Consider the following 17480-nt stretch of genomic DNA (forward strand, 5'->3'; position numbering starts at 1 on the left):
CTTCGCAAATTTGAAAATTTTTTAATTTTGCGAAATGAGTGGATATTCATACAAGCCGCAGAATGTAATAAACACAAACCACTTCGCAACGCTACTTAAGCAGCCAATCAACGATGTTTTCGACACGAATTCCATCGTAATCATCATCTAAAGCCTTACTCAAAGTAATAACCAGCTTCTCATAATTATTCTGAATCTTGCGAAGCGGCTTTAACTCTCGCTCACGCACAGACTCATCCATCATGCTTTCAGTTACTTGAATATAAAGCTTTTCGGAAGAAGAAGTAGCAACAAAATCCACCTCCAAATTATCTATTTTGCCAATAGCAACATCATATCCGCGCCTTAAAAGCTCAAAGAACACAACATTTTCTAGCGCATGCCCTCTATCTCTATCCCTAAACCCGAGCAAATAATTACGCAACCCAATGTCAACAACGTAATATTTGCCAAGAGTGCGCAAATAATCCTTTCCTTTAATATCAAAGCGCTTAACATCGTAAAACATGTAAGATTCTTTTAACGCACCAATGTAAGCGGATATGGTTTGGGTTGCAGGTTTAGTGCCACGTACGCGCAAACCGCGAGAATTACTATCCGAAGAGTCAAAAATATTTTCCGAAGAAAGCGTATTGCACATAGAATTTAAAGACGTATTGTTCCCAATATTATCCGCCAAAAACATAATGATTTTTCTAAGAAGGTCTGCGTCTGTAATCTGTCTCTGCCCGCGACGCTTTGCGCGCTCGAGTATATCGCGAACTACTACAGTGGAATAAATTCCATCCAACAAAATCATTGCACTACTCTGATCAAAACCTGATTCTAAAGCAATATCGCAAATTGCAGGCATACCACCGTAACGCATATAAGCTGCAAACAAGTCAACAAGCTCTACACTATTACCATTCTTACTCACCGCTCTTTTTTTCAAATCGCCAAGCGGAGACTTATATTCTTCAATCGAATAATTCTGAAAATCAACGAACTCTTTGAACGAAAGCGGATACATTTTCACTTCCACATACCGCCCAGACAAATACGTTGAGTACTCCGAAGAAAGCAGATACGCATTAGAGCCAGTTATGTAAATATCACAATCAAAATCTACGCGAAACGAGTTAATTGCATCTTCCCAACGATCTATACGCTGTAGCTCATCAAAGAAAAGATACGTTTTTTTAGGAGGCTTAATACCAGAGGATTCAATCTTGCTTTTAACGTAATTGTACAAGTCTTTGTAGCTCATATCTTGAAACTCGAGTGACTCAAAGTTTATAGATATAATTTGATTTTGCTCAACTCCTGAATTAAGCAGGTACGATTGCATGAGTTTAAGCAGAGTTGACTTACCGCAGCGACGAATGCCGGTCACGACTTTTACAGGCTCTGTATCTTTGAAAGCTATAAGTTGATTAAGATAAATATCGCGATTTTTAATATTTTTGCCGACTATTGAATGGCGATTACTGCGCATCGAAATATTCGCGCTTCCAAGTAACTGATTTTGCGAATTTACCATAATAAGCCTCGACTCCACCTAAAAAATAGCAATTCTTAAAACAATGCTTATCTTGATTGCAAAGTCACAAAATTGCAAAATTATGGAATTGCAAGATTGCAAAATTACAAACTTTATGAGTTTTACAATCTTACGAATCTTATAAATATTATGACCTAAACTTTTATTTTCCACAAGTTTAAGTCATCAATAACCTAACTTTGAGTCAAATCATTGCAAAGCGTGATAACGCATTAAGCAATGAGGCGATTAGATAGCATTATTAACTAAAAAAGTGTGCTGGGAATGCGCGCGTTTTTTTAACCGTGCAATTTGGCAGTATTACAGCAAACTCAGCTCTTGTAGTTTGCGCGATTTTTTGCAAATCATTTTCGGACGAAATAAATAAAGCTGTTGCGAGCGCATCCGCATAAGCAGTTGGATACTTACATGATTTTTCTGAAACATACGACCAGCTAGCTACGAGTTTTCCGGATGGGATACCGTCAATCGCGTTTAGAATATGATGCACTAGCAGACTTTCATTACAATATGTAACGTTCCAACGTTTTCTAGCAATAGAGGATGCACACACAGATCCACTTTTTACATGCGCTACTCCAACAGCTTGTGTTGTATCAAAAGGATTTTCAAGAGCAACTTTTAATTCTTGATTTTCATCTCTTAAACTCACTCGCATATCTCCGCCGGCATCAATCAGCACATCTGCTTTATTTTGCAACGATTCTAAAATCATGCTCATAATTAAATCCACTAAATACCCTTTGCCAATTGCTCCAAAATCTAGCTGTATAGGATGATTTGTTTTAAGAGTAGTGCCATTTTTATCTCGAAAGATATTCGACCATTTCATAGGTAATACGCGCTTATAATTATCCCAATTATGCCAATCAGCTACGCGAGATACACCAGATACGCCAGACACACAAGCAGAATCTGTTTTAGTGCGCATATCACATTTATTTCGTGAAGTTTCAGGAAGAAATTGCACTGAATTATCGTAACCGAGTTCTAACAAATCAGCGCCAACACAAGCATCAAATGCTCCGTTAGTTGCATCATAAAAATCATCGTAAAGATTAAATAATTCTAATGCCCAACACGGGAATCTAAACTCTCCACCATTTTTTGATTTTGCAATGGAAGATATAATCGAATCCTCACGAAACCTAGAGAACACGCGCTCATAATCGTCAATAAACAATCGCAGTTTATGCTGCAAGCTTGGGTTAATAGGCTCAGTACTATATAAAATAATCCCCGTACCAAGCGCTCGTTCAAACGCAATAACATGATTGAACTTAGCAGAATGCGCAAACTCCGTCATACTATCCCAAGCTCCTAACGTATTAACTAAGCCACACACTTAAGCAAATTCATATACATAATTACGCGCATAGAAATAAATTACAATACTTAAACAAAATTCCAAACTCAATTAAATTCCAAACAATTCCAACACTATTAAGTAAGTGATGCAATCATAAGCTCAACGTAAATGATTATTCTTAACTGCTTTAGCTAAATCACGATTCTGCCAACGCTGATGCAATGCACAATAGCCACCAAAAAGCACAAGCCAAATAAGTCCGCCGATTGCAGATCCGCGAGTATCGTCACTAATAAACAGCGTTATATAAACAAACGCAAAGAACGCAATCGTCAAAGAATCAAGCAACTTATAGTGCGGCATCAAGAAACCATTCTTCATAAAATCAGGGGATTTACGATACTTCATATGAGTCACCATAATCAAAATGTAAATCATGATTATTACAGCAGAAGAAGCAGAAGCGAACATTATAAACGCTCCGTGAACTCCTGGAATAGAATTTATAACAGGAGAAAGCAAAATTAAAGCAGAAGAGAATAATATTGCGCGAGCCGGAACCTTAGTTTTAGAAACTTTACTAAGCTTAGAAAGCAGTTGCGTTTGCGATTCTAACGCAATCTGATACATATGACGACCAGCAGAGTAAAGCAAAGAGTTAAGCGCAGAAGCAGCAGCAGTAATAACCACAAAGAAAACAAGCGCAGAAGCCCAATGTATTCCAGCATACTGGAACACCATAATGAATGGCGACATAAAAGTGCCTTCTGCATTCGTTGCCTTAAAACGCTGCCATGGAACAATAAGCATAATTGCCACTAGAGCACCAACGTAAAAAACAAGAATACGCGTGATTATCTCGTTTATAGCTTTAGGCAAAACTTTACGAGGATTCTTAGTTTCAGAAACAGTCACGCCTACAAACTCAATAAGCTGATACGCATAGAACACCATTTGGAAGCTCATTAAGAACGCAACCCATCCATTTGGCATAAGCGAAAAATTATTGAAAATATTATCTAAACCAACATGACCAGCAGGATTTATAACGCCACCGTGAATCTTTGTTGCAGGATAATGGTACCCAATTACAACCATCACAATTGCAGTAGCTATAAGTGCCACTATAAGCGTGATTTTAATCATTGAGAACCAAAATTCTGTTTCACCAAATAGTTTCACAGCTATTAAGTTAATAGAAACTAAAATTGCCAAAAATGCGACTTCTATTAACCATTTCCAATTACTCACATCAATATTAAAAGTTTGGAAGAATGTTACACAATATGTACTAACAGCTGTGATTTCGCTCATTCCAATTAGTACTAACACCATCCAATACGACCATCCAGCAAAATTACCCCATCCTTTTCCAAGATGACGCGTAATAAAACTGATGAAAGTGTGCTGATTAGGATCTTTATACATAAGCTCGCCGATGGCACGCATCAGCAAGAACATAATAAAACCAACAATAATATAAACAAATACAATACTTGGACCTGTTAAACTAATGGATTTTCCAGAGCCAAGGAATAAGCCAGTACCAATCGTTCCACCTATAGCAATAAATTGCACATGGCGCTTTGTAAGACTTCGCTCCATTTTGTTACTAGACTCATCACTTACGGATTCATCGCTTGCGGATTCGCTAGAAGATCTATAAGAATTAGATGAAGTATCAGACAAATTATTAGATGAAGTACCAGATAGAGTATTAGATGGAATATTATTTGTTTGCACGGCAGAAGATTCCATATTGTTAGAACCATCTTTTAAGCCACTATCGACCATACCGCTCATCAGCATAACTCCATTCTTTATTTACTCACGAAATTTTAATTTTATCGTCACCCTTAACTATTTTCTAAGAATATTCACTAAGACTTTTTGATAAAACTTCCAACAAAGACTTTTTACAAGACTTTTGGCATGGCTTCCAACAAGACTTTTGACAAGACTTCTAAGAACTGTACTATTCGTCAAAACCATCCACCAACTCAACACCATCACTCAACACTTTTAAGCGAACTAACTGGATCAATTCGATCTAAAGCAGGATTAGTTGACAATTGAACTATTAAAGCGAATACAAGCGTAGCAAATCCTGCAATAAAGTAACTCAATGCAGATACTTCAACTTCAAAATACAAAGACGGCATACGTAAAGCACTAGTAAGCAAACTTGCAATAACTCTGCCTAAAGGCAAACCGACTAAAATTCCAATAATAGTTAAAGTAAGCATCTCTTTATGCACATAAGCATGCACTTCTCGCTTATAAAAACCTAGAACTTTTAAAGTTGCCATTTCACGAGTACGTTCAGAAATATTAGTACTTGCAAGCGTAAACAACACAGCTAAAGCTAAACCAGCAGCAAGTGTAACTATAAGACCAACTACAGCATTCATTAAATCAAAACTAAAATCACGCTTCATTCTAGTAATATTCATTACTGAAAGAACACCATCAAAATCAGCAAACTTTTCAGCATATTTTATTTTCATATCGTCATCTCCGCGCAAACGAAGAAGAAAAGCATTTTGATTTAATTTCTCACTATCTTTAACTCCAAATATGCGCTTGTAACAATTAGAAGTCATATACAAGTTAGAACCAATAAGATTACGAACAATAGCTCTCACTGGAACTTTTGCACGCTTAAGAGAAACATTAGTTATAGAAATAACGCTGCCGCGAGAAATATCTAATGAAGCTGCAGCACTTTGAGAAAGTAATGGAGCATCATCGTTAAGCTCAATATTTTTCAAATTATTATCAACATCTTGCAACTTCACTATTTTAGACAAAGTATTTACATCTTTGACTACAATCATTTGAACGCTCTCAGAATCTTCAACACCACGATTCTTAGATTTATCATTTGACTTATCAGAATACGATTTAGAAATTTCTCCAGAACTCACGTACGCTGGAAGCATAGTTTCAATAAGATTTTTAGAATAATCTTCATCGACTATTTTCTTCATATTTGTAAATGAATCCGGAGCAGAAATAGAAATCATATCGTACTTGTAGATTCCATCATATTGTCTAATACCTAAAGTTGCTACAGTATCGTTCAACGCTAAAGCGCACAATATGAGTGCAGTGCAACCTGCAACTCCTCCAATAGTCATGCATAAGCGACCTTTGAAACGAGCCAGATTACGTATAGCTACTTTATTTAAGAAACTAAGTCGATTCCATATGAATGGCAATCTTTCAAGCAATACGCGAGCGCCAGCTTTTGGCGATTTTGGACGCAATAAAGATGCTGGAACTTGCTTTGTTTCTCTCCAACTCACAATTATTGTGCATATTGCAACAGGCACAACGAATGCGAGCACGCACAAAGAACCATATAACCAATCGTATCTGAGAGTTACTCCTGGAACTGTATACAAGCCACGCAAAATTTTAAGCAATAACGATGGTATAGCCAAAAAGCCCACAATATCGCCAATCCCACCGCCTATAAAGCAAGCAAAAATAGCGAAGAAAGCGTGCCTAGTAACAGCAGCTGAACGTCCGTATCCCAAACTTAAATAAGTACCAATCAATCCTCGCTCTTCTTCAACCATTCGAGCCATAGCAGTTAAGCTCATCATCATAGCAACTACGAGAAAAACAGCAGGGAAAGCGTAACCGAGAGATTGTATTGATGCCACATCGGATCTCAAACTTGCATAACTACCATTCGATATTCGAGTAATAATATGCCATCTGGCTTGAGGAACTCTTTTTTCTACTTCTTTTTTAATATTTTCACGAATCTGATTACGACTATTTTCAATTATTGAATGAGGTGCGTTTTTAAGAGCCGGAATTTTAGCTATAGCTTTATTCACTTCCGCATTCGTATACTCATCAATTACTTGCTTGCGGCGCGCGCTTTCACGCTTTGTTTTCACAAAATCGTTGATCTGCTCAGATGCCTTTTCAACAATATTCCTATAAGATTGCGAAAAAGTATTAACTTTGTGAGATTCATTTAATTTCACAAATATTGACGTATACACACAATCCTTCGAATCTTTAGGCACATTATACGTAAAAACTTTATACCTTGAAGTTACAGAGCCACGAAAAGCTTTAGATTGATATCCGTTTGGATTATTCAAATCATCACTATCAAGAACGCTGCCTACAATACGCAACTTGTAATTTTTAGAAGATTTTTCATCCTTTTTTATATTCACTTTGATCATATTGCCAATATGCAATCCGCTATCATGCAAAAAACGTTGCGTCACAACAGCTTCAAAATCGCCTTTAGGCATATTCCCTTGTAACAAATGCAAGCGATTCATATTTTTATTAGCGTGATTATATTGAATAAGATTCGTTGCATACAAAGAAGTTTCATCATGCATCGGGAAAGTAGTAGCTTTCCAAGATTTTTCTGTATCTACTTCTTTTACACTAGGCAATTTACTAACTGAATCAACGTCTTCTTTCGTTAATCCTAATGTAGACACAATCTGTAAATCATAAGAATTAAGCTTGTTATACATATCGTTAGCGCCAAGAAGCATATCGTTGCACCCAGCATAGATACCAGTCATAACAGCAACGCCGAGCATAGCTATAACAGCAAGCACGCAAAATCTCCGCCACTCGTGCAACCACATACGAACAGCGCTAATAAAGACTATTGGTAAAATCGAGTGAGTTCTTTTATTTTTATTAGATTTTTTACATTCACTTTTATTAGATTTTTTACATTCACTTTCGCGACTTGTGATCTTATCTTCTGATTTCTGATTTCGTTGACTCTCGCTACACATTGCATATCACCACTCAATATCTGCAATTGCAGTAGGATTTTCTTGCACAGTTTCACTTATTACTTTTCCAGAACGAAAACGCACGACTTTATGCGCCATCGGTGCAATTGCAGCATTATGCGTAATAATCAACACAGTCATGCCTTCTGTTTTGCAAATATCTTGCAATAATTGCAAAACTGCTTTACCTGTTTCATAGTCTAAAGCGCCAGTAGGTTCATCGCACAACAACAGTTTAGGCTTTTTTGCTAAAGCGCGAGCGATAGATACTCGCTGCTGTTCGCCACCCGAAAGTTGAGAAGGAAAATTATTAAGTCTATTTTCCAAACCAACATCAATAAGAGTTTGAGCTGGATCAAAATGATTCGCACAAATTTGAGATGCTAGTTCAACATTTTCCAAAGCAGTCAAGTTTGGAACAAGATTATAAAATTGAAAAACAAATCCTATATCTTCACGACGATACTTAACTAAACCTCTAGCGTCGAGCTTAGTTATATCGCGATCGCCAACCATAACTTTACCGCTTGTTGCAGTATCCATTCCACCTAAAATATTTAGTGCAGTAGTTTTGCCAGCGCCTGATGCCCCAAGTATTACAGTAAGCTGACCTGCTTCAGCTGTAAAACTAGCATCGTCAAGAGCACGAACAGCACTAGAACCAGATGGATACTCCTTAACAACATGATCAAACGTTATATAAGACAATCTACCCTCGCTACTATTTAGTTATAAGTTATAAGTTATAAGTTTCAGTTTCAATTTCAATTTCAGTTTCAATTTCAATAATTTGAAAACATATTTTGCAAACAGTCAACCCACTACAATATTACTAAAATTATTGCACAAACACACTATTATAAGAATCAAAAATACTAATAAACAGTATGTAAACAGTATGAATTGCAATACTTTTAACGGAAAAGTGAAACTCCTCTACGAGCCATGCAATAAGCATTACCAAGCCAAGTATGACGAGAGTTAGGCCACACAGCGCCCAATCGTGGAGCACCTTGACTCATCCAAATACTAGGAACACGACCATCTGTGCTTCTAGATCCTAAAAGATTAAAACCACTTTTATCTTCTAGCCAATCCGGATGCTGCGTAACAATTGCCAATCCTTCTTCAAGAGTAAGCGGCAAACGCTCATCCGAATCAATAAGTTTACAAGCTACATCTGGTTCTCTGTTCACATAAGAAGTACCAACATGCGGATCAATAGCAACATAAAACGGCCCTTCAGGAGGCTCAAATCCATCATGAGGTAGAAAACTAGCAATATCTCGAGGAGGCATAGTTGTAAAGCCTGCCATTCGATCAATACTTGTTCTAGAAATTAGCGATTCTGGAGAAACCAGTTCACGAGTAGGAACTAAAAGTATATTAGTTCCTAAATCACTTCGCTCAAGCGCACGCAACAAAGGTTGAGCTAGAGCACTAAAAGCAGCAGCACTGATATCTGCAACATCCGGATATCCAAGTGCCACTATTCGATCAAGCTGCTGCTGTATTTCTTCAGATGCTATTGACATAATTTACAGTTTACGCAAAATCTTTCACAATCGCGAGGCAAAAAATCTCATCAATCTATAAAATTGCGTTTCTTAGCAACAATTTCCGCCAATTGAACAGCATTCAAAGCAGCGCCTTTACGCAAATTATCGTTAGTAATAAACATAGCTAATCCGCGTTTTCCTTCTACAGCTTGATCTTGACGAATTCGCCCAACATAACTTGCAGATTTCCCAGCAGCCAATTGTGAAGTAGGAATATCGTTAAGCTCAACTCCAGATGCATCTTTCAAAACTTCACGAGCCATATCGGGTGTCACATTATGCTCAAACTCAGCATTAACGCTCATACCGTGCCCTGTAAATACTCCAACGCGCACGCACGTGCAAGACGCAACTAGTTTTGGTAAGTGTAAGATTTTGCGACTTTCATTACGCAACTTTTGCTCTTCATCTGTTTCTTCTGAACCATCATCAACTATTGCACCAATAAACGGAACTACATTAAATGCAATTGTTCGAACGACTTTATTAGGCTCTGGGAACTCAATCGCACTTCCATCAAAAACTAATTTATCTGCACCTTGATCTAATGCAGCTTGAGCTTCATTCATCAATTGCAATACGCCAGCGCGACCTGCGCCTGAAACAGCTTGATAGGAAGACACTATTAAACGCTTCAAACCAAAAGAATCAGAAAGTGGCTTCAACACAGGCATTAAAGCCATAGTTGTGCAATTAGGATTTGCGACTATCCCATTTTCAATCGTATCTAAATCTTCAGGATTTACTTCAGCAACTACCAAAGGAACATCATTATGCATACGCCATTGAGAAGAATTATCTATTACAATTGCACCAGCTTTAGCGAATTTAGGTGCCCAAATTTTTGAAGTGCCACCACCTGCAGAGAAAATAGCAATATCAATTCCACTCAAATCTGCTTTCTCTACGTCTTCTACAACAACATCTTTGCCACGATATTTCAAAACCGTGCCTGCAGAATGCGCAGAAGCAATGAAACGCAAATCTTTTATAGGAAAATCACGCTCGTCAAGCACACGACGCATTACCATACCAACTTGACCGGTAGCACCCAATATTGCTAGATTGACGCCCGTTTCATTGATAATCGTCATCTTACTTCTCCTTATATTCTTTCTCTTTTAATAATGATTATGCAAATAATTTACGGCAATATATTGAAATTCACGAAAATATTAACGGCCACTTCCACCATAAACAACAGCTTCAATTTGATTAGCATCCAAACCGTATGCCGTATGCAAAGCACGAACCGCTTCATCTAATTGATCAACAGGAACAAGTGCAGCAATGCGAATTTCTGAAGTAGAAATCATAAGCGTATTTATTCCACTCTCACTCAATGCTGTAAAGAACGTGGCAGCAAGACCGGAATGAGTTTTCATTCCAACGCCAACAACTGCAACTTTGCCAACAGTAGGATCAACATCCATAGAAGTGAATTTAAGATCATCACGAGCTGCTTGTAAAACACTACGAACCGCTTCAAGAGATGAGCTAGGCGCAGAAAGAGAAATATCAGCTGTTCCTGTAGATGCGCTTGCTTGAGCAATCATATCAATATTCGCATTCGCTTTTGCAAGAGTTGTAAACACTTTTGCAGCCATTCCAGGAACATCAGGAATACCACGAACTGTAATCATAGATTCACTTCGATCGTGAGCAACTCCCGAAATAATAGGCGTTTCAACTCCCAAATCTGGAAATAAATCGCCCATAGTAGAACGAATATCCTGATTTACCATTATTACCGTCCTTATATTTAATTTCTCTTAATGTTATCAATTATTTTTATTCAAATTAGGCAAATTATTTAAATCAACATTATTAGGAACAATCAGAGTGCCATTTCTATGCGAGAACGAACTCCTAACATGAAGAGGCATGCCAAATCGCTGAGCATACTCTACACAGCGCAATGCAAGCACACGAGAACCACAAGAAGACATTTCTAACATGGAATCATAATCAATAACAGGAATACGTTTAGCAGTTGGAACAATACGAGGATCTGCTGTAAAAACGCCATCAACATCCGTATAAATTTCGCAAATATCAGCGCCTAAAGCAACAGCAAGCGCAACAGCAGATGTATCTGATCCACCTCGTCCAAGAGTAGTATCATCACCAACTTCACTAATTCCTTGAAATCCAGCAACAATCGCCACACTACCTTTACTTAACGCTCTTCGTACGCGATCTGGCTTTACTGCACGTATATGAGCAGCACCATACTGAGTATCTGTTATAAACCCTGCTTGAGAACCTGTGAAAGAGTAAGCATGAGAACCCTGAGCGTGTATTGCCATAGCAAGTAAACTCATAGAAATTCTTTCGCCTGCTGTCATAAGCATATCCATTTCGCGTGCAGGCGGATGAGCATTAACACTTAACGCTTGATCAATTAAATCGTCTGTTGTATCTCCCATTGCTGAAACAACAACTGCAACATCATGTCCTTCAGATTTAGTGTCGAGAATACGTTTAGCCACTCTTTTTATGGCATCAGTATCTGCCACGGAAGATCCACCATATTTTTGTACGATAAGTGCCAATTTTTAACTCCTTGACCTTTACGCCTGCAAAATACAATACATCAAGCATTTTGAAACGACTCTTTGATAGTCAGACTACCAACAATGCTCTATTTATTTTTCTAAAAATAAATACTTTATTTAATAAATTTCTAAAAATAACTAGGAAAGCCAACTAAAGATATAACTATAAAAAGAAAAATATAAAAACTATAAGAAAACTATAAAAAGAAATAGAAAACTAGAAAGAGATGACTAGAAAAAACAGTTGCACAAACAAAAAACATACAGTCGCACAAACAATCAAACAATCACACAATCACACAATCAATCAAACAGATTGTCTACCTGCAAAAGCGCGAGACAAAGTTATTTCATCTGCGTATTCTAAATCTCCACCAACAGGCAAACCACTTGCAAGCCTAGTAACACTTATTCCAAGCGGATCAAGCAATCTAGCTAAATATGTAACTGTAGCTTCGCCTTCAATATTTGGATCTAAAGCCAAAATAACTTCTTTAACACTAGGATCTTTAAGTCGTTCTAGCAATTGCGTAATATTCAAATCAGCAGGTCCAACATTTGCCATTGGATTTATTGCTCCGCCTAACACATGATAAACTCCAGAATACTCATGCGTACGCTCGATACTCATAATATCTTTTGGCTCTTCAACAACGCAAATTTTCGTATGATCTCTACGCGGATCTTCACATATCATGCAAGGACTTTTCTCACACACATTTCCACAAACATCGCAAAATCGCACACTTTGCTTTACATCATCAATTGCTTCAATTAAAGCTTGCACTTCGGAATCTGGTTCAGAAAGTATATAAAATGCTATTCTTTGAGCGCCTTTAGGTCCGATTCCCGGCAAATGCGAAAAAGCGTCTATAAGACGACCAATCGCGCCATCATAAGACGATGCATTGCGCAATTTTATTTCTCCTTAGAACGATTATTTTTGGAGGATTTCTTTTTAAGAAGATTTATTGGATTCTGCGAATCTTCAGAAGAAAATTCACGAACTTCTTTAACTTCAAACATTTTTTCTATTCCCTCTTCATCAATTCCAGAAACGCTTTCCAATTGACGATCTTCTAATGAATATTCGTATAAATCATCTAATGAAGAACTTGAATTTTGATTAACTGTATTAGACGAATCCGATTCTGAAGATTTTGAAGACTTTAAGGATTCTGTAGACTCTTTAGACTCTGCAGAGTATGCAGAGTATGCAGAGTCTTTCCCAATAGAATCACCAAACTTCATGTTTTTTCTATAGTTATTGCTATTTTCGCGATTCGCACTATTTTCGGCATTATCGCTTATGACGCGAGTTTCGCGACTTTCGTGATAATTATCCTCGCGAGAATAATTACTCTCCCGAGAATAATTGTTATTATTTAAATCTTCATTACTTGAGGCGTTATACGCATTATCATGATTCATGCTATTTACAGTATTTACGCCCAATACAGGCATAGATGAAACATTCTCCCAAGCATCATTTGAATCTAATATAGTTCTAATTTCTGCAGTATTATTAGATTCCGCCGATGCTGCATAGCCATCAGCGCTATGAAAATTTGATTCCAACTTTTCATCTTTTTGCTTAGTGTTATCGTGAACACTAAGAGATGAAGATCCAAATCCTGTAACAGAGCCAGCTCTACGCATAAGCACTTCGCGCTTAACTTGACTGAGTCTTTCTGAAGACATCTTAGTTACGACTTCTACAGTTTCTCCATCAGATGTAACAGAATCTGGAGCAATCATGCAATTTTCGCCAAACTCGCGTTTAACAGCATTCATTACAACAACGGGAACTTTTTGACCTTCATAAGGGTCAGTCGTACATATAGCGAGCGCAAAAGCATATTGACTTATAGGCTTATTAAATGTCAATACAAGTCTTTGCTTGTTATTAGCAGATTGCACAAGACGAACTTTAGTAACAAAATCCCTAGATACGTATTCTTTTACATCTTCAGGTAAAGATGCAACAACGCTATCCCACATCTCATCTGTACTTAATTGTTTCTTAGTAGGTTGAGTTGAAGAAACTTTAGGCTCAGACGCAATTTGTTTCCGCTTATTTTGGACGAATCCACTTGGCTTTTTCTCCTGAATTTTATGCGAGTCTTTAGAGGATGAAAGACGATCTTCTTTTTCGCACAGCAAACGCGACATAAGAATTTCCAAATTCATACGAGGAGAAACAGCACTTGACATTTCGCTTAATGCAGAATTAGTCATTTGCGCCATTCGAGATAAATCAACAAGATCTAATTTTTCAGATTGGCGCTTTAATTGCGTCAATTCATCAGGCGCTAAATCATTCAACAATGAAGAAGTAGCTTTTACTCCAGCAGAAACTACAAGTAGCAAATCGCGCATTCTCCCTAGCAAATCTTCCACAAATTTACGAGAATCAAATCCGCTAACAATTACTCTACTTACTAAATCATAAAGTTTCGCACCATCATGATCTATTAAAGCATCTATTACTTCACCAATAAGTGAGCTAGGAGTAAAACCTAATAGTGCAACAGCAGAATCCAATGAAATTTTTCCATCTACCGCGCATAACATAAGCTGATCTAGAATCGAAAGAGTATCTCGCATAGATCCTCCACCTGCTCGCATAGCTAAACGCAATACTCCAGGCTCTGATTCTATTTTCTCTTTCTTGCAAATTTCTTCCAAATAAGGACCCATTATCTCAGGAGGAACTAGTCTAAAAGGATAATGATGTGTGCGAGAACGTATAGTACCAATAACTTTATCTGGCTCAGTAGTTGCAAATATAAACATAACATGCTCAGGAGGCTCTTCAACAATCTTAAGCAGAGCGTTAAAACCTTGCGGAGTAACCATATGAGCTTCATCAAGTATAAAAATTTTATATCTATCTCTTGCTGGAGCAAAACCTGCACGTTCACGCAATTCACGAGCATCATCAACACCGTTATGGCTTGCAGCATCGATTTCTACAACATCTACAGACCCAGATCCGCCAGTAGCTAAATCTTTACAACTCTGACATTCTCCACAAGGATGAGATGTAGGACCTTTTTCACAATTTATGCAACGAGCCAAGATTCGAGCGGAGCTTGTTTTTCCACATCCTCTCGGGCCTGAAAACAAATATGCATGCGTAATTTTCCCTTGATCAAGCGCTCTACACAATGGAATAGTAACTTGATCTTGCCCTATAAGACCATCAAACGTGTCTGGACGATACCGTCTATACAATGCAAGAGCCATAACTAACCTACCGCCACCTGACTTTTAATAACCTACAACTATTCAAGACTAGCAGAATCCACCACCGTAAAACTCGTATGAAAATCAGAGTCTAAACAGAATCCAATCAGAATTTTAGATATCAACTCGACTAATCATCACATGAAACTAATCCAGCTTTTACTGTATCAACAATTTTAGGTATAAACGGTATTTTAGTTTGTACACTCACAGTTATTGTCACATCATCATTTTCAGATTTACAAGATTCCATAGTTACATTATTCGCATTAACAATATTTTTAACAACATCGCACGCATCGCCTTCTAACTTTTGTAATACTTTTACTCCAGATAACACTGCAGAGGAAGAAACTGTGTGAACTCTATGCTTTTCAATCAATATATATCCAATATTTGCCGAAAGAATAAGCATTGAGCAGACGATGATAATCAACCCTACCCCCAAAATAGTCCCCGAACCATCATCTGCTCGATGCACCCATTTACTCAAACAAAGCTTAGCTAATTTACGCAATTTTCAACACTACTCCATGCACACCTGAGCTTATTTACTCTCTAGAACAGGGATCAAATAAGCAAAACACTACTCCACGCACACCTGAACTTATGCATGGACTTACCGCACGCTAAGAGGCGCACTCACACTACTCCACGCACACCTGAACTTATGAATACTGTTATTGAATGTTTTATAACCAAAAGCTACGGAAATATATTTAACTATTTAAGTAACAATTTGCTTAATATCACTGTGCACTACTGTTGGTAAAACATGCATAGGGTCTGGAATAACAGGACAACTTACTGAAATATCAACATTGTTACCATATTTTTTTAATTTCAAACTTGCGTCTGAACCAGCAACTCTATGAACAATATCTTCAAGAGAAGTACCATCATTATATGCAACTAAATGATAAGCAACTTGTCTTGCAGCATCATGACAATTCATTGAGCATACAACAGTTCTACCGACACCTAATAATATTAAAGCAACGACTATTGCTGCAGGTAAAACTACAGAAAACTCCGCAGTAACAGCTCCATAATCATAAGATCCAAAAAACATTTTCAACTTATTTTCTGCCAATATTCCCCCAAAAATAACGAATAACAGATTTTATTTAAGAAATATGTAATGCACGTTTTATTAAGTCATTTAACATATTTCTAACAGACTCAGATTTCAAAACAATAATCAGTAAAGCAGCAAAACCAGTTGCAGCAATAAGCACAACAGCATATTCAGCAGTAATAGCACCACTATCTTTTTTACTTAATTGTTTACTAAATCTATCTGAAAAATCGCATAATAATTCTTCAAAGCTATAGAACAACAAATTCATATGCGTACATGCAATTAAAAAGCATGAACGAATTACTTGCACAACCCCAACCATAGTTATAAACCTTTCTTCCTAAGCAGAATGAAATATTCTGATATGGATATCTTTACACATAAACTTGCTCTTACAAAGCAATTTAATTCAATGTGGTCAGAAGTTCATAACCCTTGGAAAATAAGGGAAATTCAAACAAAAAATAAAATTTTAAGAAATATTTCTAAATAAATAATAAAAATTTCAATTTCAAATTTGATTAAATATTATTGAATAAAAGATGCAACCGTTGGCAATATTCCTATGCAAATAAAAGCAGGTAAGAAACACAATCCAACCGGAAGTAATAATCTTACAGATAATTTAGCAGCTTCTTGTTTTGCAGCATTTTGCATAGTATATCCATAATTTTTTAATACAGCTTTTAATATTGGAAGCGATGGAATACCGTTATACCAAGATTCACGCAATGATTTTGACAACCATTTAGCTAAAAGAGGATAATCCGTATTTTTATAACTTAATGATTTATTACGTACAAGCATTGTGAAACCAAGAATTCTACAAACACTGAAATTAGAACGATCTCTGCAAACATTATTTTGTAAAACATATGTAGAAGACCATGATTCTTCCCAAGTACTACCTTTTTTAAGAGCGAACGCAACAGCACGCATCCACTCTCCATTACTTTCGAAAACAGAGCCAACAGCTTCTATTGCAAAAGGCAAAGAACTTCCACTTTCTAAAGCAACTATAATCATATGCAATCCGAGAACTGGACTCAGTTTTATAAAACTATTATTTTTTGTATAACTCATGCGAGAAGCAGATAAATCATTACTTGCACGATTTCCTAATGAAATACAATCAGATTTATAACTTACACATTGACAAACAATAATACTTACAAGAAAAGCTATAAAAAGTAATTGATTACTAGCATTCATAAAATTCATCTAATCACCATTTTATTTACAGGATTTTCCTTTTTGTTGTTGCTGAGCTCTCGGAGTTTCTCTCATCGCAAGATTTTTACATTGCTCTAAGAGAAACTCCGACAGCTCTTGGCATGTTTAATCTTTTAATCTTCGGCTAATCACCGAGATTTTTCAATTTTTCTTCTTCA

The 17480-nt window shown here is 36.9% G+C and carries 15 protein-coding genes; all 15 read right to left on the reverse strand.

The features are described from left to right. Nucleotides 1–91: 91 nt before the first annotated feature. Entirely contained in the window at nt 92–1522 is a 1431-nt protein-coding gene (locus tag HMPREF3230_RS05125) for an ATP-binding protein (protein ID WP_196489656.1), read from the reverse strand. 262 nt (nt 1523–1784) lie between these two features. Continuing rightward, nucleotides 1785–2849: an FAD:protein FMN transferase gene (locus tag HMPREF3230_RS05130; protein WP_155642918.1), complete on the reverse strand. Its 1065-nt coding sequence runs from the start codon at nt 2847–2849 to the stop codon at nt 1785–1787. A gap of 162 nt (nt 2850–3011) precedes the next feature. Then, a complete protein-coding gene (locus HMPREF3230_RS05135) occupies nt 3012–4541 on the reverse strand; it encodes an amino acid permease (protein ID WP_419471027.1) in 1530 nt (509 codons plus the stop codon). Nucleotides 4542–4861: 320 nt separating this feature from the next. Beyond that, nucleotides 4862–7642 (reverse strand): ABC transporter permease, encoded by a 2781-nt coding sequence (locus tag HMPREF3230_RS05140; protein ID WP_082266304.1) that lies wholly within the window; start codon nt 7640–7642, stop codon nt 4862–4864. 6 nt (nt 7643–7648) lie between these two features. After that, nucleotides 7649–8350, reverse strand: coding sequence for an ABC transporter ATP-binding protein (locus tag HMPREF3230_RS05145; RefSeq protein WP_075523859.1), 702 nt, complete (start codon nt 8348–8350; stop codon nt 7649–7651). A 206-nt stretch (nt 8351–8556) separates the two neighbouring features. Next, a complete protein-coding gene (locus tag HMPREF3230_RS05150; protein WP_075523860.1) occupies nt 8557–9177 on the reverse strand; it encodes a DUF5701 family protein in 621 nt (206 codons plus the stop codon). A 50-nt stretch (nt 9178–9227) separates the two neighbouring features. After that, entirely contained in the window at nt 9228–10295 is a 1068-nt protein-coding gene (locus HMPREF3230_RS05155; protein WP_075523861.1) for an aspartate-semialdehyde dehydrogenase, read from the reverse strand. Between the two features lie 81 nt (nt 10296–10376). After that, nucleotides 10377–10946: an ACT domain-containing protein gene (locus HMPREF3230_RS05160; protein ID WP_075523862.1), complete on the reverse strand. Its 570-nt coding sequence runs from the start codon at nt 10944–10946 to the stop codon at nt 10377–10379. Between the two features lie 36 nt (nt 10947–10982). After that, the gene (locus HMPREF3230_RS05165; protein WP_075523863.1) at nt 10983–11756 is read right to left on the reverse strand and encodes an aspartate kinase; all 774 of its coding nucleotides are present in this window, start codon (nt 11754–11756) and stop codon (nt 10983–10985) included. 310 nt (nt 11757–12066) lie between these two features. Then, a complete protein-coding gene (recR, locus tag HMPREF3230_RS05170; protein ID WP_075523864.1) occupies nt 12067–12675 on the reverse strand; it encodes a recombination mediator RecR in 609 nt (202 codons plus the stop codon). 2 nt (nt 12676–12677) lie between these two features. Beyond that, a complete protein-coding gene (gene dnaX, locus HMPREF3230_RS05175; RefSeq protein WP_075523865.1) occupies nt 12678–15008 on the reverse strand; it encodes a DNA polymerase III subunit gamma/tau in 2331 nt (776 codons plus the stop codon). A 130-nt stretch (nt 15009–15138) separates the two neighbouring features. Beyond that, a complete protein-coding gene (locus HMPREF3230_RS05180) occupies nt 15139–15501 on the reverse strand; it encodes an Rv3654c family TadE-like protein (protein ID WP_230955931.1) in 363 nt (120 codons plus the stop codon). 234 nt (nt 15502–15735) lie between these two features. Beyond that, entirely contained in the window at nt 15736–16101 is a 366-nt protein-coding gene (locus HMPREF3230_RS05185; RefSeq protein ID WP_230955932.1) for a TadE family protein, read from the reverse strand. A gap of 34 nt (nt 16102–16135) precedes the next feature. After that, entirely contained in the window at nt 16136–16411 is a 276-nt protein-coding gene (locus HMPREF3230_RS05190; protein WP_230955933.1) for a DUF4244 domain-containing protein, read from the reverse strand. A gap of 206 nt (nt 16412–16617) precedes the next feature. Then, complete coding sequence (locus HMPREF3230_RS05195; protein ID WP_075523867.1) at nt 16618–17310, reverse strand: hypothetical protein; 693 nt, start codon at nt 17308–17310, stop codon at nt 16618–16620. Nucleotides 17311–17480: the final 170 nt, after the last annotated feature.

Source organism: Gardnerella vaginalis (assembly GCF_001563665.1).
Taxonomy (GTDB): Bacteria; Actinomycetota; Actinomycetes; order Actinomycetales; family Bifidobacteriaceae; genus Bifidobacterium; species Bifidobacterium vaginale_A.